Source organism: Bacillus sp. AP8 (assembly GCF_000321185.1).
GTDB classification, from domain to species: domain Bacteria; phylum Bacillota; class Bacilli; order Bacillales; family DSM-1321; genus Bacillus_AD; species Bacillus_AD massilioanorexius.
Genome location: NZ_CAPG01000037.1, coordinates 45,263 through 68,559, shown reverse-complemented (window position 1 = coordinate 68,559; position 23,297 = coordinate 45,263). Strand labels below are relative to the sequence as shown.

The window sequence follows — 23,297 nt, the reverse complement described above, 5'->3', positions numbered from 1 at the left end:
AAAATATTCATAAAACTGTACAAAGCATGTTTTGTATAAGGAAAAATGACAAATGCTATAACAAAAGCATTCAGTTTTATAAATGGAGGAAATAGAAAATGCGGAAAAATTTCAAACATATTATTGCGATATGCACTATTGGAACGGTATCATGGATAATGGTGCAGTCTCCGAATATCAATCAATATGTAACTAAATTAAAAAGTGAAGCAGTAACAGTTACAAAGAACCAAGATCTACTTTACGAAGAAATTCAAGAAAAGGCGAAGAAATATGAAGTTGAGCCAAAAGATGCTATGATAGATTCAGTGTGGAAAACTGTACCTGGTTATAATGGCTTAAAAGTAGATATACATTCTTCATATAAAGTAATGAGAAAAGATGGTAAATTTGATGAAAAAAAATTAATTTTTAAACAAATACCACCTAAGCTTCATATAGATCAGTTACAAGCTGCCCCCATCTATCGTGCACATCCTGAGAAACCAGTCGTTTCCTTTTTAATAAATGTTGCATGGGGAAATGAGTATATCCCACAAATGCTATCGATATTAAAAAAACATCAAGTGAAGGCAACTTTTTTTCTTGAGGGAAAATGGACAAAGAATAATCCAGAATTGGCAAAAATGATTGAAGAATCAGGTCATGAAATTGGAAACCATTCATATTCTCATCCGAATATGAAGACATTGTCGGCATCATTAATACGAAAAGAAATCCAACAAACAAATGATATTATTAAAGCTGTTACAGGAGTACAGTGTAAACTGTTTGCCCCACCAAGTGGTGCGTTTCGAGATGAGACGATTTCAATTGCCGACGAGTTTAAAATGGATACAATAATGTGGAGTGTAGATACGATTGATTGGCAGAAGCCTTCACCAAGTGTTTTAACCGAAAGAGTATTACATAAAATTCATAATGGAGCATTTGTGCTAATGCATCCTACCGAATCTACGACGAAATCTTTAGAAACATTAATCGTTAATATGAAAAATAAGAAGCTTCATATTACAACCGTTTCGGAAGCATTAAGTGAAGAAAGAATCATGCAGTAATATGTGATACATAGTAAAGTATGTTAGTTTGGACTAAGACTCTGAATAAAGCATCAAGAAATAGGGAGGAACTATTTTGATAAAAAAATACACATGCCAAAATGGAGTAAGAATTGTATTAGAAAATATTCCAACAGTACGATCAGTAGCTATTGGATTATGGATTAAAGCAGGTTCTGTAAATGAAAATGAAACAAATAATGGTGTTTCACATTTTCTTGAGCATATGTTTTTTAAAGGAACGACAACAAGAAGTGCAAAAGAGATCGCAGAGAGCTTTGATAGCATTGGTGGACAAGTAAACGCCTTTACTTCAAAAGAATATACTTGTTACTATGCAAAAGTGCTAGACAATCATGCAAAGTATGCACTTGATGTTTTAGGGGATATGTACTTTAACTCAACTTTTGATTCAGAAGAGTTAAATAAAGAAAAAAATGTAGTGTTTGAAGAAATTAAAATGTATGAAGACACACCAGATGATATTGTTCATGATTTACTAAGTAAAGCAGTTTATGAAAAAAATCCTCTAGCCTATCCAATTTTAGGTACGGAACAAACATTATCTACTTTTACTAGTGATACATTAAAGCAATATGTTCATGATATGTATACGCCAGATCGTCTTGTTATCAGTATTGCTGGAAATGTTGATGAAAGCTTTATTAAAGAAGTGGAAAAGCTTTTCGGAAATTTTGAGCGTGGTAAAAATAGAAGTAAAGAACAAGATAAACCATTATTTCATACGAATAGATTAAACCGTAAAAAAGATACCGAACAAGCACATTTATGCTTAGGTTATGAAGGTTTGCCAATAGGACATCCTGATGCTTATAGCCTAATTGTTATGAACAATATACTTGGTGGAAGTATGAGCAGTCGTTTGTTCCAAGAGGTCCGTGAGCAAAGAGGATTAGCATATTCTGTTTATTCGTATCATTCAGGTTATCAAGATAGCGGTCTTGTAACAATCTACGGTGGTACTGGAGCAAATCAAATGGATATCCTATTTGAAACGATTCAGAATACAATTGCTACTTTTAAAGCAGAAGGAATCACTTCTAAAGAATTAAAAAACAGCAAAGAACAATTAAAAGGAAATCTAATGCTTAGTTTAGAAAGTACGAATAGTCGTATGAGTCGAAATGGTAAAAATGAACTAATGCTTGGAATGCATCGATCATTAGATGAAATTGTAGAATTGATTGATGCGGTATCTGAAGAAACAGTTGCTGAAATTACTAATAAAGTCTTCAAAGATGAATTCGCTATGGCTTATATTAGTCCTCAAGGAGAATAAATGCAAAAGGGTGTCTCAAAAAGAAAGTTATTGGGAACACCCTTTTTCTTATATTCCAATTCTTTCTTTAATGAAAGACAAAAAAAGGGAAGAGCTATTTACCAAAAAAGATCTTAGTTTTTTAGTGGATAAAGCCAGACCAGCATATAAAGGTAGATTAAAGAGGAAAGTGAACATCTTGAAGCAGAATCCAACTTTACTTATATGAGCCACTTGTTCATAGGAAACAAACAATGGGAAAACAGTCTTTTTATTCAAGAATTACTTCTAAGTTGTTGATTTGTCTTATATGTATAGAATAGGACAAAATAAAGAGGTGACTGCATTGATGAGATTAAGTGAATTAAGTGGTAAGGAAATCGTTGATGTAAAACGTGCAGAACGATTAGGTGTATTAGGTCAGACTGATTTAGAAATTAATGAACACGGACAAATATTGGCACTTATCATTCCATCAGTGAAATGGTTTGGATTTAAGCGGAATGGCAATGAAACAAGAGTTCCATGGCGACATATAAAAAAGATTGGGGCGGATATGATTATCATTGATATCCCTGATTCACAGTATGAAAATAAAGGCGAATAGAAGAGTAAGAATAAACGTCTCATTAAGGGACGTTTTTTTATTGTATCGGGTTAAGATAATTTTCAACATCCGCAAATGAGGATATAGAGCTATGTATCTATTCCATTGGATGAAGTCACAAATGGACACATTCTTTATAGATGATTTTTATAATGAAATTAAAGGACAAACGCTTTTCTTAATTGGCATTCACCTATTACCCAAACGATTCATAATATGAGATAGAAAAAATGAATTATGTTTTTATGTCTGAAAAGCTTTGTAGATTGAGTGAGCAACTCTCATTAAGGACATTATCTTCTTATTAAGATAGAGGATACTTCCTATAAAGCTTGATTTGATTATGAAAACTTTAAGTATTGAAATGTTACGATTAAAATTGCTTTCAAAGTAGGTGATAGGTTGTGCTTACAGGTATGCAAATTGCTGTAATTGGCGGGGATGCTAGACAGCTTGAGGTCATAAAAAATTTAATTGAGCAAGATGCCAAAATATCATTAATTGGTTTTGAACAGCTTGATCATGCTTTTTCTGGTGCGGTAAAGGAAAAATTAGATGAAATAGATTTTTCAGAAATTGATGCCATTATTTTACCTGTACCTGGTACGAATTCAGAAGGAAAAATCGAAACGATTTTTTCGAATGAGACGGTTGTTTTGACAAGCGAGGTTTTATCTAAAACTATGCCTCATTGCGTTATATATTCAGGGATTAGTAATAAATATTTAGATTCGATCACGAAAAAGACAAACCGTAAATTAGTTCAATTATTTGAAAGAAATGATGTTGCAATCTATAACAGTATACCAACAGTTGAAGGAACAATCATGATGGCCATACAACATACAGATTTCACGATACATGGTAGTCGTGTTGTTGTTTTAGGGCTTGGAAGAACAGGAATGAGTGTCGCTCGCGCGTTTCAATCTTTAGGTGCAAAAGTGAAAGTTGGAGCTAGAAAAAGTGAACATATTGCAAGAATAACAGAAATGGGACTAGAGCCATTTTATTTAGAGTATTTAACAGATGCAGTAAATGATGCTGATATTTGTATTAATACGATTCCTATTCAAATTATAACAGCAAAGGTGATTGCGGGTATGCCAGCTCACACGTTAATTATTGATCTAGCATCAAAACCGGGTGGTACGGATTTTCGATATGCTGAAAAAAGGGGAATAAAAGCATTGTTAGCTCCTGGTTTACCTGGGATTGTTGCACCAAAAACAGCGGGAAAAATACTAGCGAATGTACTTTCTCAATTACTGCAAGAGGATTACAAGATACGAAAGGGGAAAGACAAATGAGTTTACAAGGAAAAAGAATTGGATTTGGTGTAACAGGATCTCATTGTACTTATGATATTGTTTTTCCCGAGATTGAAAAACTCGTGAATGAAGGAGCAGAAGTTATTCCTATAGTAACTCATACTGTAACGAATACGAATACTCGATTTGGTAAGGGCGAAGAGTGGGTAGAACGCTTTGTTTCTATTACGGGTCACCCTATTGTTGATAGTATTGTGAAGGCAGAACCGTTAGGTCCTAAGATGCCACTAGACTGTATGGTAATTGCTCCTTTAACAGGTAATTCTATGAGTAAGTTTGCCAATGCCTTAACGGATTCACCTGTATTAATGGCGGCTAAAGCAACATTAAGAAATTATCGTCCAGTGGTATTAGGTATATCTACTAATGATGCATTAGGATTAAATGGAGTTAATTTAATGAAGTTAATGGCAGCAAAAGATATATATTTTATTCCATATGGGCAAGATGATCCTCAAAATAAACCCAAATCTATGGTTGCACAAATGTCTTTAATAAAAGAAACAATTGAGGCGGCACTTAATCGTGAACAAATCCAGCCGGTAATTATTGAAAAATTCCGTCAATCCTAATAATATATAAAGAATAGCATGATGTAAGAAATAAAAGAAAGAAAATTCTTTTCTTTCTTTTATGTTTTAATATGTTAAAATCAAACGTATATAGTGTATATTCAAAGTAGTTATATAAGCAGGAATCAATTTTATTTCTACTTATATTAAATAAAAATGATTGCTAAAAGGATAGAAATGGGGTATGGATTGGTGAAAGAGATTAAAGGATTACATGTAGCAGTAGTAGGAGCAACTGGAGCAGTTGGACAACAAATGTTGAAAACATTAGAGAAAAGAAATTTTCCAATAAAGCAATTAACTCTTTTATCTTCTTCACGCTCTGCTGGAAGTAAAATTGAATTTAAGGGTTCAGAATATACAGTTCAAGAGGCAAAACCAGAATCTTTTGAGGGAGTTGATATCGCTTTATTCAGTGCAGGAGGAAGTGTTTCTTTACAATTAGCACCTGAAGCCGCTAAGCGCGGAGCAATTGTTGTAGATAATACAAGTGCATTTAGAATGGATGAAAATGTTCCATTAGTAGTACCAGAAGTTAATGAAGAAGACCTGAAAAAACATAATGGTATTATTGCTAACCCTAACTGTTCTACAATTCAAATGGTCGTTGCTCTAGAGCCACTTCGTCAAGCTTATGGCTTAAACAAAGTTTTAGTGTCAACTTATCAAGCAGTTTCAGGTTCGGGCGCAGCTGCGATTGAAGAATTAGAACAGCAAACTCAACAAATTTTAAATGCTGAAGAAATAAATCCGCAAATTTTACCAGTAAAATCTGACGAGAAACATTATCAAATTGCTTTTAATGCGATTCCGCAAATTGACAAGTTCCAAGATAATGGTTTTACCTATGAAGAAATGAAAATGATTAATGAAACGAAGAAAATTATGCATCTACCTGAATTGCCTGTAGCTGCTACATGTGTTAGAATCCCTGTTCAAACAGGTCATTCTGAATCACTTTATATTGAAGTAGATAAATCAGGTGTTTCAGTTTCAGATATTAAAGCATTATTAGCGGATGCACCAGGTGTAGTTTTACAAGATCAACCAGAAGAACAGCTATATCCAATGCCAGCAGCTTGCGTAGGGAAAAATGACGTATTTGTTGGAAGAATTAGAAAAGATTTAGATGAGGATAAAGGCTTCCATATGTGGGTGGTTTCTGATAATCTTTTAAAAGGAGCAGCTTGGAATTCTGTTCAAATTGCTGAAAGTCTTATAAAACTAGAATTAGTTTCATTAAAATAACTATATCTATAATTATTAGACTCAGCCTTTCTTTTCCATGAAAGGCTGAGTTCATTTGAGGTGTAACAATGGATATAATCGTACAGAAGTTTGGCGGTACATCAGTAAAGGATGAAGAAAGCCGTGCACATGCTAGAAAACATATTGAAAAAGCAGTTAAGGATGGCTATAAAGTAGTAGTTGTTGTATCAGCAATGGGTAGAAAAGGTGATCCTTATGCAACAGATACTTTATTATCTTTAGTAGATGGTTCTAAGAGTAAAATTTCAAAAAGAGAGCAGGATTTATTGCTATCTGTGGGTGAAACAATATCTTCTGTCGTTTTTGCAAATATGCTCCTTCAACATGGAATTAATGCAACTGCATATACAGGTGCTCAAGCTGGTTTCCGTACGAATAATGATCATACAAATGCAAAAATTATCGACATGAAATGTGATAGAATTGTAAAAGAGCTTGAGGATTATGACGTTGTAGTCGTTGCAGGTTTCCAAGGTGTTACGAGAAATGGAGATATCACAACGATAGGAAGAGGTGGTAGTGATACGTCAGCTGCTGCTATTGGAGCTGCCCTGCAAGCACAATGGGTTGATATCTTTACAGATGTAGAAGGTATTATGACAGCTGACCCTCGTATTGCCGAAAATGCAAGGGCACTATCAGTTGTTACCTACAATGAAGTTTGTAATATGGCCTATCAAGGAGCTAAGGTGATTCATCCTCGTGCTGTTGAAATAGCTATGGCAGCCAAAGTACCTATTCGAATTCGCTCAACATATAGTGATGGATTGGGTACACTTGTTACCTCAGTACATCGAGAATCGCGAGGTAGTGATATAAGCGACCGTTTAGTAACAGGGATTGCTCATTTAAATAAAATTTCACAAATTCGTGTAAATGCAAAAAAAGATCAATATAATTTGCAAACAGACGTATTTCAAGCAATGGCGAATGCATCCATAAGTGTTGATTTTATCAACATTTCGCCAAATGGTGTTGTTTATACGGTAAATGAGGAAATGACAGATCGAGCGATTTCTGTTCTTGAAAATATCGGTTATGAACCAATGATTGTTAGAAATTGTGCAAAAGTTTCAGTTGTTGGTGCAGGAATTGCTGGTGTACCAGGCGTTACTGCAAAAATCGTAACAGCATTATCCGAAAAAGGTATTAGCATTTTGCAAGCTGCAGATAGTCATACGACTATCTGGGTATTAGTAAGAGAGGAACATTTAGCAGAAGCAGTAAATGCATTACATGATGCATTTGAACTTCATGTTGAATATGATGAAGCCCATTTATAAGAGAAAACACTCTCAACAACAAAAATTAGGAGTGAAAGTATGATTTCTTTCGGAAAAGTTTCAACGGCAATGGTAACGCCATTTGACCATAAAGGGAATATTGATTTTGTAAAAATAACAAAGTTAGTCAACTATTTAATTGAAAATGGAACAGATTCTATTGTTGTATCTGGTACAACTGGGGAATCTCCAACTCTTTCAACTGAAGAAAAATTAGCGCTTTTTCAACATGTTGTAAAAGTGGCTGACAAGCGTATTCCTATCATAGCGGGAACTGGAAGTAACAATACGTATGGGTCAATCGAATTAACAAAAAAAGCAGAGAAAATAGGAGTAGATGCCATTTTAGCGGTGGCACCTTATTATAATAAGCCTAATCAAGCTGGTTTATATGAGCATTTTAAAGCAATTGCTGAAAGTACGACATTACCAGTCATGCTATACAATATTCCAGGAAGATCTGTTGTTAAAATCCACCCTGATACAGTAGTGAAGCTATCAGAGATTCCAAATATTGTAGCCATTAAAGAAGCAACAAGTGATTTTGCTTCTGCAACAGAAATTATATCTCGTACAGCTGATGATTTTATGCTTTATAGTGGTGATGATTATTTAACCCTTCCGATGCTATCTATTGGAGCTACAGGAGTAGTTTCAGTAGCTTCCCATATCATTGGTAATGAGATGCAAGAGATGATAGAGGCCTTTTATATGGGGGATTTAACGAAAGCAGCTCATCTGCACCAAAAAGTAGTTCCAATCATGAATGCAATGTTTATGGCACCAAGCCCAGCTCCAGTAAAAACAGCATTGCAGATGAAAGGAATTGATGTAGGGTCTGTTCGTTTACCTTTGGTACCTTTAACATCAGAAGAGAGAGAAGTATTAAGCAGTATTATTCATAAGTAAGATTCAATTTTGATTTTAATAGAGATGAATAGGCGGAAATCCTTGAGACTCATGTGGAAAAGCAGACGGATTGAAGTTGTAATCAACAATTGAAAATGAACACAGTCAATTAAGGTAGATCGTCAAGAGTATTACTTTTGACGATCTACTTTTTTTCGTATTTTGTTCAGGCTGTTTTCTAGAAGATTGGTGATTCATCATACATAAGGTGTATAAAATTAGTGAGATAAAAAGGCAGTGGATTGAAGCGTAGCTAAGGACTGTAGTGAGATAGTTAAAATTCATTCCACAGGTACTATGTATGTGCTGGGGATACTTATCTCTCGCTCACGGAAAGCGAGCATCCTGTAACAAAATTCAACTTATTTTCACGCTTTTTTAATAGGCTACAAAGTTTGCACAGCTAGTGTGGAAGATAGAGCAGAATGGGAAAAAATTATTGTAATATTTTATATTAATAAAAGAATCTGTTTCAGTAGTTTTTCGTGAGTATTTCGTAAATATAACGAGATATACTGAAAAAAGTTGAACATGTTTTTTTATGATAAACTATGCATGAATTTTAAGAATTTCATAATTAGTAAATTTGTTCACATTATTAAATGGTTGATATATAAATTTTACATACTGTATAATAGACATAATTTCGATTGTACGGAGCGGTTTTATATTAGGAGGAAAACACGTGAAAAATAAACAGATTAGTAATATTAAAGTTGTCTCTCTTGGTGGACAAGGAGAACTCGGAAAAAACATGTATGCAATAGAAGTTTATAATCAAATTTTTGTTTTGGATGCAGGTTTGATGTTTCCAGAAGATGAGATGCTAGGAATAGATGTAGTAATTCCTGATGTAACATATTTATTAGAGAACAAAGAAAAAATTCAGGGGATTTTTATTAGTCATGGCCATGAAGATCATATAGGTGCATTACCGTATATTTTAAATTACGTGAATGTTCCTATTTATGGGACACAATTAAGTATAGAATTAATTAAATTAAGATTAAAAGAAAACAAGTATAAAGGAAAAGTTGATTTTGTAGAAGTAACAAATGAAAGTGAATTGCATTTCCAAGATGTTATGATATCTTTCTTTAAAACAAATCATAGTATTCCTGGTTCACTTGGTGTTTGCTTGCATACAGAGGAAGGATGCATTGTCTATACTGGAGATTTTAAATTTGATCAAGCAGCTTCTAAGTTATACGCGGCAGATATCGGAAAAATGGCCAGAATTGGTGAAGAAGGCGTTCTTTTATTATTATCAGATAGTACTGGCGCAGAAAAGCCAGGCTATACAGCTTCAGAGTTTTTGGTTGAAAAGGAAATGATTGATGTTTTTCAAGCGATTGAAGGAAAAGTAATCATTGCCTCATTTGCAACTAATATTAATACGATTCAACATACTGTGAATGCTGCGAGTAAAAGCAAAAGAAAAGTTGCCATTGTTGGAAATGAAATGAAACAAATATACGAATTGTGTATCCAGACTGGCAATATTATCGTAGAAGATGACATTGTTATTCCGATAGCTGAGGCAAACCAATATGATGATAGCCAAATCGTTATATTGACAGCAGGAGCTAAAGGAGAGCCAATCTCAGCATTAGAAAGAATGGCTAAACGAAATCATAAACAAATTACTATAAAAGAAAAAGACGCAGTGATGATAGCAGCTTCCCCAGTTCGAGGTGGTGAGCTTTCGCTTTCAAAAGCCATAGATTTATTGTACCGCGCTGGAGTAAATGTGATTGGTGGAAAGCGTACTGTTTACGTTCCAGGTCATGGGAGTCAAGATGAATTAAAAATGATGATGAATTTATTAAAACCAAAATTTATCATGCCAATTCATGGTGAATATCGTATGTTAATTGCTCATAGTAAATTAGCAAAAGAAAGTGGTATTCCAGATGAAAATATTATTATCGCTGAAAATGGCGACGTGGCTGAGATATCAAATGGAAAAGCGAGGATTTCAAGTAAAGTTACTGCAGGAAATATACTGATAGATGGGATTGGTATTGGAGATGTTGGAAACATTGTTCTTCGAGATCGTCGTCTTCTTTCACAAGATGGAATACTAATTGTTGTAGTTACACTGGATAAAGCGACGAAGTCAATTGTTTCTGGTCCAGAAATTATTACAAGAGGCTTTGTATATGTAAGAGAGTCTGAAAAATTAATTGAAAATGCAGTTGGTATTGTAAGAGAAGCTGTAGAAAAAAATGTTAATTCAAGTAACTTTGATTGGTCAAGTCTGAAGCAAGATATTCGTGAATCTTTAAATTCACATTTATATGAAGCGACAAAAAGAAGACCTATGATCTTACCGATTATTATGGAAATCTAATATCAAATAATAATTTAGAAGGTGTTTTCTAAAAGTAATATTTTTAGAAAACACCTTTATTTTTTCTCGTTATAGGTCCGGTTATTTAAGAATGAAGACTAGAGCCTCCGTTCATACTAAATTTATATACTTGAAAGGGGACTATTGATGAATAACAACCAAAGCTTTTCTTCACAAGATAATGAGAAACAAGAAGAGAAAGGACCGTCTTTAATAGATAAAATACAACAATTAGGGCAAACCAATATTCCACAAATGTCAGATTCGAAAATTCACTGTTTGACTATTATTGGTCAGATAGAAGGCCATATGGCATTGCCACCACAAAATAAAACTACGAAATACGAGCATGTCATTCCTCAAATTGTAGCGATTGAACAAAATCCAAAAATAGAAGGTTTACTCGTTATATTAAATACAGTAGGCGGAGATGTGGAAGCAGGTCTTGCATTAGCTGAAATGTTAGCATCTTTGTCGAAACCGTCTGTTTCCATTGTGCTAGGTGGAGGTCATTCGATTGGGGTGCCTATCGCGGTTAGCTGTAGCCATAGCTTTATTGCTGAAACGGCTACCATGACGATTCATCCTATTCGATTAACGGGGTTAGTCATTGGAGTCCCACAGACCTTTGAATACTTGGACAAAATGCAGGATAGAGTGATTCATTTTGTAACAAAGCATAGTAATATTTCTGAGGAAGATTTTAAAGAGCTGATGTTTGCTAAAGGGAATTTAACGCGAGATATAGGTACAAATGTGGTAGGGAAAGATGCTGTTGAAATAGGGTTGATAGATGGTGTAGGAGGTGTAGGTGAGGCAATGCGAAAGCTAAACAGTCTGATAGAAGAAAGGAAAACGAATAATCCTATTGAGGGTGAATTGCAATGATATTGTATACTATCATGCCTCAAGAATCGGTTTTTCCAGCAGATGAAAACAGCTATAATCAATATGAAAGCTTTTATTATAAGGGTGTTTTAGTTACAGCTGAACGTACTTCTACTAGTCGATATCGGATTGTTCAAATCTCTAGTACAGATCCAAATGACTATTTGAATAGTGAATTTCAGCCGGGAAGTTGTATAGTGGCGTCCAACTTCGAGTTCAACCAGTGACCTATTTCATGTTATAATACGAATAGAATACAAAGTATAAAATTTTTGGACAAAATGAAATAAGCAGCCGGTAAGGCTGCTTTAACTAGGTTATAACCTTTTTCATAAGATAAGAAAGCATATAATTTGGGGACTAGTTCGATGTTTAACTCCAGTGCCATAGACCCTTTAAGTTTTTAAGTCAATCCGTTCATAATTTTCTGGATGGCTTACATTCTGCTAGTTGGGGTTAGAAAGGAGCTTGTGCTTTTCTTTATCATTATGTTGTCATTTTCATGTTTGAAGATAAGTAGCAATAGTTTTATTAGAAAGTTTGGGTGAAAAAATGGCAAAAAGAAAAAGAAGAAGAAAGAGCAAAAGCTCTACCGCATTAAAGAAAACGTTACAATTTGAAATTATAGGTATTATCTTAGTTGGATTGTCTATTATTGCCATTGCTCAATTAGGAGCTTTCGGCCATGCATTATCTTTATTTTCTCGGTTTTTTATGGGGGAATGGAGCATTATATTGCTAGTAGGTATTCTTTTACTAGGGTTATATTTTATGGTGAAAAGAGCTCTACCATATTTATTAACTAGACAGCTTATAGGGATATATTTAATTATTGCAAGCATCCTTTTATTAAGTCATGTTACCTTATTTGATTTATTATCTGAAGGTGGTCCATTTGCAAAGCCTAGTGTTTTGCTTAATACATGGGAACTTTTTTGGCTGGAAGCCACAGGGAAAGTAACTTCTAGTGATTTAGGTGGCGGAATGTTTGGGGCAATTCTATTTGCTACTTTCAATTTTCTATTCGCTGAAGCAGGCGCAAAAATAGCAGCTTTTATTTGTATTATAGTAGGAATCATTTTACTAACTGGTAGAACATTTGGTGATGTATTCTCAAAAACCATGACAAGCCTTGCGACATTTCTTGGAAAGCAGTGGCGTGCCTTTGTTCAAGATGTTAAAGAATTAAAGAATAAAAAAGAGAATAGTGAGAAGAAGAAGCCTAAAAAAGAAAAACAAAATCTAGACGAACCGCATCAAAATGAAGAAGAATACATAGAATCTAGTAATACACCAATCATAAGATCATATGCTGAAAATATCTACGATCAAGCGAATGAATCAAACGTAAAAAGTAAACCTAATGAGCCGAATGAAGTAGAAGAATCTAGTGACATTAAAATAATCTTACAGCGGACTTCGAATAATCAAGAAGATATGAGTGCTGTCGAACACTATCCTATTGAAACGATGAACTTTGTAGATACTGACAATACGGACTATGAGTTACCCCCTCTAACGTTATTACGTTCCGCTAAAAAAACGGATCAGTCAAACGAAAACAAGCGCATAGAAAAAAATATTATGAAATTACAAGAAACATTTGAAAGTTTTGGCGTGGATGTCAATGTGAAAGAAGGTCAATGTGGTCCATCGGTTACAAAGTATATCGTTGTTCCTGGGGCAGGTGTAAAGGTGAGTAAAATTGTCAGCTTATCTGATGATATTGCTTTAGCATTAGCAGCTAAAGGAATTCGTATTGAGGCTCCTATACCTGGTATTTCTGCTATTGGTATTGAAGTGCCAAATTCAGAAGTGGCTATGGTCTCATTAAGAGAGGTTCTTGAATCCAAACCAGCGAATAAGCATCAATCAAAATTATTAATTGGACTTGGAAAAGATGTATATGGAAATGCTGTAATGGCTGAGCTAAACAAAATGCCTCACTTGTTGGTAGCTGGGGCAACAGGCTCAGGAAAATCAGTTTGTATAAACGGAATTATTACAAGCATTCTAACAAATGCAAAGCCGCATGAAGTGAAATTAATGATGATTGATCCTAAAATGGTAGAATTGAATATGTATAATGGGATTCCTCATTTATTAGCGCCTGTTGTCACAGATGCAAAAAAAGCCTCACAGGCGTTGAAAAAAGTTGTAAATGAAATGGAAAGACGTTATGAACTATTTGCCCATACTGGGACTAGAAATATCGAAGGCTACAATGATTATATAAGACTTCATAATATGGAAAATGAAGAGAAGCAATCTTCCTTACCTTTTATTGTTGTCATAGTAGATGAGTTGGCTGATTTAATGATGGTTGCATCTTCCGATGTAGAAGATGCTATTACGAGACTAGCACAAATGGCTCGTGCTGCAGGTATTCATTTAATCATAGCCACACAAAGACCTTCTGTAGATGTAATTACGGGTGTTATTAAAGCAAATATTCCTTCACGTATAGCATTTAGTGTTTCATCCATGACAGATTCTAGAACAATATTGGACATGGGTGGTGCGGAGAAATTGTTAGGTAGAGGAGACATGCTATTTTTACCTGTAGGTGCATCTAAACCAATTAGGGTTCAAGGAGCGTTCTTATCTGATCAAGAAGTAGAGGATATTGTAGCCTTTGTGATATCACAACAACAAGCTCAATATCATGAAGATATGATTCCAGATGAAGCAGGAGAAGTTAAAGGAGAAGTAGAAGATGCCTTATATGATTCTGCTGTTCAGTTAGTCATTGAAATGGAAACGGCCTCAGTTTCTATGCTACAAAGAAGATTTAGAATTGGTTACTCACGTGCAGCACGATTAATTGATGAAATGGAAGCTAGAGGTATTGTAGGACCTTATGAAGGTAGTAAGCCTCGGTCTGTATTAGTAGATAAAGAGCAATTTGAACAAAATGTAAAACATTCGTAATGTTTTTGAAGAAACGAATGGATTTTTATAGGTAATAATGACTAATGTTTGAAAAAAAGTATAAGAATTTCATTGTTTCTTCAAAATTTCAGTTTAGACTATTTATTTATTTTTTAAAAAATGATAATCTATAAACGATTAGTAGGAAGATCACACATCTGAGGTCTGAAGTCTTAGGTGTAATTGTTTTGGGGGTAACATCATGTCAATAAAATTAGATCATCGTCATCTATATCTTCAAGTTATTGAAAAAATAAAAAAAGATATAGAAGACGGAGTATACACAGAAAAGGAAAAACTACCATCGGAATTTGAGTTGGCTAAACAGTTAGGTGTTAGCAGAGCAACTCTAAGAGAGGCATTACGTATCTTAGAGGAGGAGCATGTGATCATTCGCAAGCACGGTGTTGGAACGTTCATCAATTCTAAACCGATGTTTAGTTCAGGTATTGAACAACTTTCTAGTGTGACGTCTATGATTGAACAAGCTGGCATGAAACCTGGTACAATTTTTTTGAGTTCAACTACTCAGCCTCCTTCGGACGAAACGATGCGTTTATTTCATTGTCAAGAAGATGATTCTCTTGTAGTAATTGAAAGGCTTCGTACTGCAAATGATGAACCTGTTGTGTACTGCCTTGATAAAATTTTGAAAAAACATTTGCCTGATGGATACTTGCACCAAGAATCTCTTTTCAATTTTTTAGAGAGCTATTCATCAATTAAAGTTACATACGCAGTATCACAAATAGAACCTATCGGATACCATGAGAAGATTTCACCACTTCTACAATGTGAAACAGATACCGCTTTGCTGGTACTGAAACAAATGCATTATGATGAAAATGATCGCCCAGTCCTATATTCACTTAATTATTTTAAGTCTAATAAATTTAGCTTTCATGTATTAAGAAAAAGAGTATAGTAAGTTGAGTTCTACTAATCAAAAACATATATTAGGAGGTTTTACCTTGAAAAAGCGTAAAATGGGGTTAGCGCTATCTCTAGTATTGGCTGCTGGTACAATGCTTGGAGCATGTGGTAAAAGCGATGACAAAAAAGAAAATGCTGGGTCTGGAGATGCTGATAAGAAACATTTTTCAGTAGCGATGGTTACAGACGTTGGTGGAGTTGACGATAAGTCATTCAACCAATCTGCTTGGGAAGGTCTTCAAGCATTTGGTAAAGAAAATGGAATGGAAAAGGGTAAAGGCGGATATGAGTACCTACAATCAACTGGTGATCAAGATTACGTGCCACATTTAAATACCCTTGTTCGTAATAAATTTGATTTAATCTACGGTATTGGTTACCTATTACAACCTGCAGTTGAAGAAGTTGCAAAACAACAACCAAATTCTAAATTTGCAATTGTTGATTCAGTAATTGACCAACCAAACGTAGCAAGTATTACATTTAAAGAACATGAAGGTTCTTTCCTAGTTGGTGTTGCTGCTGCACTTACAACAAAATCAAATAAAATTGGTTTCGTTGGTGGAGTTGATGGAGCTCTAATTAATAAATTTGAAGCAGGATTCGTAGCAGGTGTTAAATCTGTAAAACCTGATGCAGAAGTTAAAGTTCAATACGCTGGTGACTTTGGTAAACCAGAACTTGGTAAAGAAATTGCTAACGCTATGTACTCTCAAGGTGTAGACGTAATCTACCACGCTTCAGGTGGTACAGGTAATGGTGTATTTACAGCTGCTAAAGAGAGAAAGCAAAAAGATCCAAATGCTAACGTATGGGTTATCGGTGTTGACCGTGACCAAGTTGAAGAAGGTAAAGTTCCTGGAACAGATACAACAATCACTCTTACTTCAATGGTTAAACGTGTAGATATCGCTGTTAAAGACTTAGCTACAAAAGCTAAAGATGGAAAATTCCCTGGTGGAGAAGAAATCCAATATGGTCTTGGTGAAAATGCAGTTTCTGTCTCTGAATCTGGTGGAAATCTTTCTGCAGACACTCTTAAAGTAGTTGGTGAGTGGACAGAGAAAATTAAAAATGGTGAAGTAGAAGTACCATCAACTCGTGATGAATTGAAAAAAATGAAATTCTAATATATTTACAACAATTGAAGGAATGCCGTTCTTGTGGTATTCCTTCAATTACTGATTAGGAGAGAGTTTTGTAAAATAAAGAAAGTTTATTAGGTTAAGAGATTTTTGATAGGATGCCCTTATAGGCTCTAGTTATAATAGACGGTTGAAGCAGAGCAATAGAAAAATTAAATGAAAGGTTCTAAGTTGTAAGACTTCTTACAAGTTTTCCTTTGATTTTTCTAAAAAAGCAAGATATTTACAATAAAGTAAAAAGGTATGTGAATTTAACTTGCGTTGTACACAAGGGAGTGAAAATAGTGGAGTATGTAATAGAAATGCTAAATATCAGAAAGGAATTTCCGGGTATTGTAGCTAATGATGATATTACAGTGCAATTGAAAAAAGGTGAAATTCATGCATTATTAGGTGAAAATGGTGCAGGGAAGTCTACTTTAATGAATGTACTTTTCGGCTTATATCAGCCAGAAAAAGGGCAGATACGAGTAAGAGGAGAAGAAGTTAAGATAACAAATCCTAATATTGCAAATGATTTAGGAATTGGAATGGTGCATCAGCATTTTATGCTTGTTGATACACTATCAGTTACGGAGAATATTATTTTAGGTAAAGAGCCGACTGAACTAGGAAAAATTAAACTTAAAGAAGCTAGTGAGGAAGTTCGAAGAATCTCTGAACAATATGGTTTACAAGTAGATCCTAATGCAAAGATTGCAGATATTTCTGTCGGTATGCAACAAAGAGTAGAGATTTTAAAAACGTTATATCGTGGAGCAGAAATATTAATCTTTGATGAACCTACAGCGGTATTAACACCTCAAGAAATTAAAGAATTAATCTCCATAATGAAAAAATTAATTGCTGAAGGAAAATCCATTATTCTTATCACACATAAGCTTAAAGAAATTATGGAAGTTTGTGATCGTGTTACAGTTATACGTAAGGGTAAAGGAATCGGAACAGTAAATGTTTCTGATACAAATCCAGATCATCTTGCTAGTTTAATGGTTGGACGAGAAGTAGTGTTTACCACAGAAAAAGTTGAATCTCAGCCAAAACAAGAAGTTCTTTCAATTCAAAATTTAGTTGTGAAAGATACACGAAACGTCGTGGCTGTAAATAATTTAAATCTAACCGTGAGAGCAGGAGAAATAGTTGGTATTGCAGGGGTAGATGGTAATGGTCAATCGGAGTTAATTGAAGCTATAACAGGTTTAAAGAAAATTGAATCTGGATCGATTAAATTAAACGATAAAGATATTACGAAACTTACACCACGAAAAGTAACAGAATCAGGTTTAGGTCATATTCCACAAGATCGCCATAAGCATGGATTAGTATTAGATTTTTCAATGAGTGAAAATATGGTTTTACAAACGTATTATCAAAAACCTTATTCTCAATATGGAATCTTAAATGATAAAGTGATTGAGAAGAAGGCTAAAGAATTAATAGCTGAATACGATGTTCGTACGCCAAGTGAGAAAACATTGGCAAGAGCTCTTTCGGGTGGAAATCAACAGAAAGCAATTATCGGTAGAGAGATTGATAGAAATCCAGATTTATTGATTGCAGCACAACCAACACGTGGATTAGATGTAGGGGCAATCGAATTTATTCATAAAAAATTAATTGAACAACGCGATAATGGAAAAGCTGTTTTACTTGTTTCATTTGAATTAGAAGAGATTATGAATGTTAGTGATCGAATTGCAGTTATGTACGAAGGCCAAATCGTTGATATCGTTGATCCTAAAGAAACAACAGAACAAGAACTTGGACTATTGATGGCAGGTAGTAAACGTAAGGAAGCGGGGGATTTAAACCATGTCTAAACGTATGGTCAATATTTTAGTACCCGTTATAGCGGTATTATTAGGATTAATAGCTGGTGCTATTATTATGTTAATTAGTGGTTATAATCCAATTGAAGGATATTCTGCTCTGATCTCAGGTGTATTTGGAGAGTCTTTTTACATTGGAGAAACCATTCGTCAAATCACCCCTTTAATTTTAGCTGGTATAGCTGTAGCATTCGCTTTTAGAACAGGATTATTTAACATTGGGGTTGAAGGTCAGTTAATTGTGGGTTGGTTAGCTGCCGTTTGGGTTGGTACTGCCTTTGATTTACCAAAAATCATTCATTTACCTTTAGCGATTATAGCTGCTGTTGTTGCAGGTGCTTTTTGGGCTTTTATACCAGGATTGTTAAAAGCGAAATTCCGTGTACATGAAGTAATTGTAACCATTATGATGAACTATATTGCATTACACTTAACGAACTTTTTAATTGTAAATGTGTTAACGGATCATAAAGACAAAACAGAGAATATTGCTAGTACGGCATCTCTACGTTCACCATGGCTTGAAAGCTTAACGGATTACTCACGTGTTCATTGGGGAATATTGTTAGCTCTATTCGGTGCTTTCTTAATGTGGTTCATCTTAGAAAAAACAAAAACAGGATTTGAACTGCGATCAGTTGGTTTTAATGATGAAGCGTCACGTTATGCTGGTATGAACGTTAATAAAAATATTATTCTATCAATGGCTATTTCAGGTGCGTTTGCAGGACTTGCAGGTGCGATGGAAGGGCTTGGAACATTTGAATATGCAGCAATTAAAGGTGGATTTACAGGCGTAGGTTTTGACGGTATTGCTGTTGCCTTACTTGGAGGAAATATTGGAATTGGTATTGTTCTTGCTGGAACATTATTCGGTGCTTTGAAAATGGGTGCAATCAATATGCCATTTGAAGCTGGTGTTCCGCTAGAATTAGTTGATATTGTTATTGCGTTAATTATTTTCTTTGTTGCATCAAGCTATGCTATTCGTATGTTTTTAGAACGAAAAAATCGTAAGGGGGCGAAATAAGTGAGTATAGTTGAAATCCTGCAAATTGTAGTTCCTTCTATGATTGCTTTAGCTGCTCCTCTTATTTTTACTGCATTAGGTGGAGTTTTCTCAGAACGTTCAGGTGTTGTAAACATCGGACTTGAAGGATTAATGGTATTTGGAGCATTCACTTCTATCGTTTTCAATTTAACATTTGCTGACCAATTGGGTGGTTTAACACCTTGGGTTGCTATGTTAGTTTCAATGGTAGTGGGTATGGTATTTTCACTTTTGCATGCAGTAGCTTCTATTACTTTCCGTGCAAATCAAGTTGTAAGTGGTGTTGCTATTAACTTTCTAGCAACAGGTTTATGTTTATTCTTAGTAAAACTTTTATATGATGGAAAAGGTCAAACAGACTTTATCCAACAGACTTTTAGTAAAATTGATATTCCTATATTAAGCAAAATTCCGGTGATTGGAGATATCTTCTTTTCTCATCAATACGCTATCGCATATATTGCTTTAATTATTCCATTTATTGCTTGGTATGTCCTATTTAAAACTCCATTTGGTCTAAGAATTCGTGCTGTAGGGGAGCATCCTATGGCTGCTGATACAATGGGAGTAAATGTTTCAAAAATTCGTTACCTAAGTGTTGTTATTTCTGGAGCCCTTGCTGGTATCGGTGGTGGTATCCATGCAACAACTGTAACACTAGATTTTAGTCATGCAACAATTAATGGTCAAGGTTTCATGGCATTAGCAGCTATGATTTTTGGTAAATGGCATCCACTTGGTGCGTTAGGTGCCGCACTATTCTTTGGATTAGCGAATAGTTTAAGTATAGTAGGGGCGCAACTTCCGTTCTTTAAAGATCTGCCTTCTTTCTACTTAACAGTTGCACCATACGTATTAACAATTATTGCTCTAACAGGATTTATTGGTCGCGCAGTTGCACCGAAAGCTTCTGGTGAGCCTTATATTAAAGGAAGCAGATAAGTTTCCTCCTATGCCCTACACGCGTTTGTGTAGGGCGTTTTTATCATTGAATGAAAGCATCTAGGGGTATAATTCCACCTAGACTCTCTACATATAAATTTGTAACAACTTTAGAGAAAAATGGTATAGTTAATGGTTTTTCTTAAAATTTGTTGCATGATTATTTCTGAAATAGGTATATTTTAAGTAGATGTTTATTTTTTTATGGATTAGCTACAATAATTATTGTACTGCCTAATTACATAAAGCGAGGGGGTTCAAAAATGTCCCAAGAAAATCAAGTTGTCATAGAAAAAGAGGGTTATAATATTCATATTGTTCCCACACATAAATATAAAACGAATACAATAGTCTGGAAAATGAAAGCACCTTTGACCAAAGATACAGTTGCTTTTCGTGCACTTTTACCACATGTAATGCAAAGTAGTTGTGGGAAATTTCCGACAACGACCGCTTTAAGGTCTTACTTAGAAGATTTATATGGTGCTACCTTATATGCTAATGTAGGAAAAAAAGGTGAATATCATATTATCACATTCACGATAGAAATAGCTAATGAGAAATTTTTGTCTGAGAGTGAATCTCTACTGACTAAAGGGATGGAATTACTAACGGAAATTCTTTTTAATCCAAATACGGAGAATGATTCATTCCAGCAAAAGTCTTTTGACCAAGAAAAAAGAGCATTAAAACAAAGAATTCAATCTCTGAATGATGATAAAATGAAATATTCTTCCGTTAGACTTGTAGAAGAGATGTGTAATGATGAGCCATACGGATTAGAAGTAAATGGAACAATCGAGCAAGTAAACGAAATTACGTCACGTTCCTTATATGATTATTATCAGCATGCAATGGAAACAGATGAATTAGATTTATATGTGGTAGGTGATATTGATCGCCAGCAGGTGGAAACAATTTGTGATCAATTTATTTCATTATCAAAACGTAATCCAAATCAACAACCATTTGAAAGACCAGCAGCCGATATAAAAGTGAAAGAAATCGTAGAAAAGCAAGATGTCAATCAAGGAAAATTAAATATTGGTTATAGAACGGGAATTGTTTATGGAGATGAGCTTTATTTTCCTCTCCAAGTTTTTAATGGGATTTTCGGTGGTTTTGCACACTCTAAATTGTTTATGGAAGTACGTGAAAAAAATAGTTTAGCTTATTTTGCTGCTTCTCGTATAGAAAGTCATAAAGGATTATTGATGGTTATTTCAGGCATTCAATCGGAAAATTATAAAAAGACTATTACGATTATCGAAGAGCAAATGGAAGCAATGAAAAAAGGAGATTTTTCGGAAGAGATTATTAATCAAACTAAAGCAGTTATCGAAAATCAACTACTTGAAACAATTGATAGTGCGATAGGGTTGGTTGAAGTATTGTATCACAATGTCATCTCACCTAAAAATATTAGTATTCATACATGGTTAGAGGAAGTTAAAAAAGTAAATAAAGATGATATTGTCCAGGTGGGTAAACATATTCAACTTGACACCATATACTTTTTGACAGGATCGGAGGTGTCTCAATAATGAAAACCATAAAATATGCTCAAATTGATGAAGTTCTATATTATGAAAAACAAGAAAATGGTTTAGAAGTGTATATTTTACCGAAAAAGGAATTTAATAAAACATTTTCGACTTTTACGACCAAATATGGATCAATTGATAATTGGTTCCACCCCTTTGGAAAGAATGAAGTCAAGAAAGTTCCAGATGGAATCGCCCATTTTTTAGAGCACAAATTATTCGAAAAAGAAGATGGTGATGTATTTCAGCTGTTTTCTAAGCAAGGAGCATCAGCTAATGCTTTTACATCCTTTACGAGAACGGCTTACTTATTCTCTAGTACATCTAGATTTGAAGAAAATTTAACGACTTTAATTAACTTCGTTCAAGAACCTTATTTTACAGAGAAGTCTGTTGAAAAGGAAAAAGGAATTATTGGTCAGGAAATAAATATGTATGACGATAATCCAGATTGGCGCTTGTATTTTGGAACTATTGCGAATATGTATGAGAATCATCCAGTGAAAATAGACATTGCAGGTACTGTTGAAAGTATCGATCAAATTACAAAGGATTTACTTTATGAGTGCTATGAAACGTTCTATCATCCAAGTAATATGCTATTGTTTATTGTCGGCTCTGTAGATCCTGTTCAAACGATGAGCTTAATAAGAGAAAATCAACTAAGTAAAAGCTTCGATCAGGCTTCGGAAATTAAGAGACAGTTCGAGCAAGAACCCGACAGTGTATATAAGAAAAAAGAAATTTTACCAATGAATGTTCAAATATCGAAATGTTTAGTTGGAATAAAAGCGGCTCAGCTCCATCAAACAGGTCGAGAGATGTTAAAGAATGAATTAACAATAAATTTACTACTGGATTTATTATTTGGAAAAAGCTCTCTTATGTATGAAGAATTATATTCTCAAGGTTTAATTGATGGATCTTTTTCTTTCGATTATACGCAAGAAAAAGATTTTGGATTTGCTATGATTGGTGGAGATACTGAAAATCCTGATGAATTAGCTGATAAGATTATTGCTTATCTTCTTAAAATGAAAACAGGAGAAGGCTTCTCTGAAGAACTGTTAGAAAGAACAAAGAAAAAGAAAATCGGTTCCTTTTTACGTTCTCTTAACTCTCCAGAATACATTGCCAATTCGTTCACTCGATATGCCTTTTTAGAAACGAGTCTTTTTGATGTTGTACCTGTACTCGAAAGTATTTCGTTACAAGATTTGAAACAAGTAGCCACAGATTTAATCTCTGAAGAACGAATGACTATATGTCAGGTCGTACCGAAGAAGTGAATTGAAGTAACCATTTAGTTTTTTGGGGTAAAAAAACTATAAGAAAATTGAGACTGATTACAGTTTTCTAGAAGAGGCTGACTTAAA

The 23,297-nt window shown here is 34.4% G+C and carries 19 protein-coding genes; all 19 read left to right on the top strand.

Annotation, left to right across the window (positions count from 1 at the left end; genetic code table 11):
• Nucleotides 1-98: 98 nt before the first annotated feature.
• Complete coding sequence (locus tag BN349_RS10460; protein ID WP_019242258.1) at nucleotides 99-1,058, top strand: polysaccharide deacetylase family protein; 960 nt, start codon at nucleotides 99-101, stop codon at nucleotides 1,056-1,058.
• Nucleotides 1,059-1,134: 76 nt separating this feature from the next.
• Nucleotides 1,135-2,358, top strand: a complete 1,224-nt coding sequence (locus tag BN349_RS10455; protein WP_019242257.1) for a M16 family metallopeptidase — start codon at nucleotides 1,135-1,137, stop codon at nucleotides 2,356-2,358.
• A gap of 328 nt (nucleotides 2,359-2,686) precedes the next feature.
• Nucleotides 2,687-2,944 (top strand): YlmC/YmxH family sporulation protein, encoded by a 258-nt coding sequence (locus BN349_RS10445; protein ID WP_019242255.1) that lies wholly within the window; start codon nucleotides 2,687-2,689, stop codon nucleotides 2,942-2,944.
• Between the two features lie 404 nt (nucleotides 2,945-3,348).
• Complete coding sequence (dpaA, locus tag BN349_RS10440; RefSeq protein ID WP_019242253.1) at nucleotides 3,349-4,251, top strand: dipicolinic acid synthetase subunit A; 903 nt, start codon at nucleotides 3,349-3,351, stop codon at nucleotides 4,249-4,251.
• Nucleotides 4,248-4,844 (top strand): dipicolinate synthase subunit B, encoded by a 597-nt coding sequence (locus BN349_RS10435; protein WP_019242252.1) that lies wholly within the window; start codon nucleotides 4,248-4,250, stop codon nucleotides 4,842-4,844. Before dpaA ends, BN349_RS10435 begins: the two co-directional genes overlap by 4 nt.
• A 177-nt stretch (nucleotides 4,845-5,021) precedes the next feature.
• The gene (gene asd, locus BN349_RS10430) at nucleotides 5,022-6,092 is read left to right on the top strand and encodes an aspartate-semialdehyde dehydrogenase (RefSeq protein WP_019242251.1); all 1,071 of its coding nucleotides are present in this window, start codon (nucleotides 5,022-5,024) and stop codon (nucleotides 6,090-6,092) included.
• Nucleotides 6,093-6,160: 68 nt separating this feature from the next.
• The gene (gene dapG, locus BN349_RS10425) at nucleotides 6,161-7,396 is read left to right on the top strand and encodes an aspartate kinase (protein ID WP_019242250.1); all 1,236 of its coding nucleotides are present in this window, start codon (nucleotides 6,161-6,163) and stop codon (nucleotides 7,394-7,396) included.
• Between the two features lie 39 nt (nucleotides 7,397-7,435).
• A complete protein-coding gene (gene dapA / locus BN349_RS10420) occupies nucleotides 7,436-8,305 on the top strand; it encodes a 4-hydroxy-tetrahydrodipicolinate synthase (RefSeq protein ID WP_019242249.1) in 870 nt (289 codons plus the stop codon).
• Nucleotides 8,306-8,990: 685 nt separating this feature from the next.
• The gene (locus BN349_RS10415; protein ID WP_019242248.1) at nucleotides 8,991-10,658 is read left to right on the top strand and encodes a ribonuclease J; all 1,668 of its coding nucleotides are present in this window, start codon (nucleotides 8,991-8,993) and stop codon (nucleotides 10,656-10,658) included.
• 147 nt (nucleotides 10,659-10,805) lie between these two features.
• The gene (locus BN349_RS10410; protein WP_019242247.1) at nucleotides 10,806-11,546 is read left to right on the top strand and encodes a ClpP family protease; all 741 of its coding nucleotides are present in this window, start codon (nucleotides 10,806-10,808) and stop codon (nucleotides 11,544-11,546) included.
• Nucleotides 11,543-11,773, top strand: coding sequence for a YlzJ-like family protein (locus tag BN349_RS10405; RefSeq protein WP_019242246.1), 231 nt, complete (start codon nucleotides 11,543-11,545; stop codon nucleotides 11,771-11,773). Before BN349_RS10410 ends, BN349_RS10405 begins: the two co-directional genes overlap by 4 nt.
• 325 nt (nucleotides 11,774-12,098) lie before the next feature.
• Entirely contained in the window at nucleotides 12,099-14,477 is a 2,379-nt protein-coding gene (locus BN349_RS10400; RefSeq protein WP_019242245.1) for a DNA translocase FtsK, read from the top strand.
• Between the two features lie 202 nt (nucleotides 14,478-14,679).
• Nucleotides 14,680-15,402 (top strand): GntR family transcriptional regulator, encoded by a 723-nt coding sequence (locus BN349_RS10395; RefSeq protein WP_019242244.1) that lies wholly within the window; start codon nucleotides 14,680-14,682, stop codon nucleotides 15,400-15,402.
• 46 nt (nucleotides 15,403-15,448) lie between these two features.
• A complete protein-coding gene (locus tag BN349_RS10390; protein ID WP_019242243.1) occupies nucleotides 15,449-16,540 on the top strand; it encodes a BMP family lipoprotein in 1,092 nt (363 codons plus the stop codon).
• Between the two features lie 299 nt (nucleotides 16,541-16,839).
• Complete coding sequence (locus tag BN349_RS10385) at nucleotides 16,840-18,375, top strand: ABC transporter ATP-binding protein (protein WP_019242242.1); 1,536 nt, start codon at nucleotides 16,840-16,842, stop codon at nucleotides 18,373-18,375.
• Nucleotides 18,368-19,414 carry an ABC transporter permease gene (locus BN349_RS10380; protein ID WP_019242241.1) on the top strand — a complete coding sequence of 349 codons (1,047 nt, stop codon included), beginning with the start codon at nucleotides 18,368-18,370 and terminating at the stop codon, nucleotides 19,412-19,414. The genes BN349_RS10385 and BN349_RS10380 overlap by 8 nt, the downstream gene beginning before the upstream one ends.
• Before the next feature lie 39 nt (nucleotides 19,415-19,453).
• Nucleotides 19,454-20,377, top strand: a complete 924-nt coding sequence (locus BN349_RS10375; RefSeq protein WP_425457719.1) for an ABC transporter permease — start codon at nucleotides 19,454-19,456, stop codon at nucleotides 20,375-20,377.
• 263 nt (nucleotides 20,378-20,640) lie between these two features.
• Nucleotides 20,641-21,921, top strand: a complete 1,281-nt coding sequence (gene yfmF / locus BN349_RS10370; protein WP_019242239.1) for an EF-P 5-aminopentanol modification-associated protein YfmF — start codon at nucleotides 20,641-20,643, stop codon at nucleotides 21,919-21,921.
• Nucleotides 21,921-23,210 (top strand): EF-P 5-aminopentanol modification-associated protein YfmH, encoded by a 1,290-nt coding sequence (yfmH, locus tag BN349_RS10365; RefSeq protein WP_019242238.1) that lies wholly within the window; start codon nucleotides 21,921-21,923, stop codon nucleotides 23,208-23,210. Before yfmF ends, yfmH begins: the two co-directional genes overlap by 1 nt.
• The last annotated feature ends 87 nt before the right edge of the window (nucleotides 23,211-23,297 follow it).